This window comes from thiotrophic endosymbiont of Bathymodiolus puteoserpentis (Logatchev) (genome assembly GCF_900127505.1).
In the GTDB taxonomy this organism is placed as follows: Bacteria; Pseudomonadota; Gammaproteobacteria; order PS1; family Pseudothioglobaceae; genus Thiodubiliella.
This window is the reverse complement of sequence record NZ_UEXF01000025.1, coordinates 2,947-3,906: the sequence shown is the minus strand read 5'-3', so window position 1 is coordinate 3,906 and position 960 is coordinate 2,947. Positions and strand designations below refer to the sequence as shown.

At 33.8% G+C, this 960-nt stretch carries 2 protein-coding genes; both read right to left on the bottom strand.

What is annotated here, in order from left to right; genetic code table 11:
* Positions 1 to 114: 114 nt before the first annotated feature.
* On the bottom strand, positions 115 to 474 hold the full coding sequence (locus BHECKSOX2_RS03625) for a hypothetical protein (RefSeq protein WP_139682511.1): 360 nt from the start codon (positions 472 to 474) through the stop codon (positions 115 to 117).
* Positions 475 to 477: 3 nt separating this feature from the next.
* The coding region (locus BHECKSOX2_RS03620; protein WP_180323642.1) for a hypothetical protein at positions 478 to 960 on the bottom strand (483 nt) is incomplete at its 5' end.

Here is a 960-nt window from a genome sequence, read left to right as displayed (position 1 = left end):
TTGGGGTGCTTATAACTATAATCAACATCATTAATTTTACCGGTGGTGCTTGGCTGGTTAAAATAAAGGGTAGCGTTCCCTTTTATTCGATTGTTGTCTAAAATTGTGAGGGGTTTATAATTTTCTTATTATTCTAAAAATTATATATGTATAAATACACAATAAAACTAAATAGATAATGCTATTGATATACTCATGTCTTACTTTTTCACTTTGTTCATTTATATAAGATGCAATCTGAGACATAGCCTTATCTTGACGTTGATAGTCTTCTTTTAAAAATTGAATAATTTTTCTTGATTTTTTTAAATCTTGATTTTTAATGGAATCCTCTAACAAAATAACAAATTTTTCTATGTTGCTTTCTGTGTTGATCATTGATATAGGCATATAACTACCTAATACAAATATTTTTGTTATCAGTCCAATAGCGATATACAATGGAAGAAAGTATATTGAATGCTTTTTTTTCATTTCCTAAAATCCTATTTTTTTAAATTCTTCTTCTTGTTCTCTATAATGTTTACCTATAATATTCTTAGTTTTCATAACTTTACTATTTGGTCCTAAATATTGCACTACCATCAATTTTACTTCATACACTTGCATTGCTCCGCCTATAGACATCATGCCATATCCAATCACCTTAGAAAATGGGTGAGGAAGAAGTGCTAACATACCGCCAACTCCTGAAAAAATAACACCAGTCAGACCCCATCCACTCCACCCGCTAGATGTTTTTTCGCCACTATTCTCAGACTCAGCATTGCCAAAATCATTAAACATCCTACTAAACGCCGCACTCATCCCACCATTAGCAAATTTACCACCACCTAACTCAGCGGCAACGCCACCAACCACATAAGAGGCGACAACATTTTGTACTCTTTGCGTCCATGTGTTGGCTTGATTACTAACGCCTGCCGCCTTATATGCACCTGACCAACTTGCGCCATAACT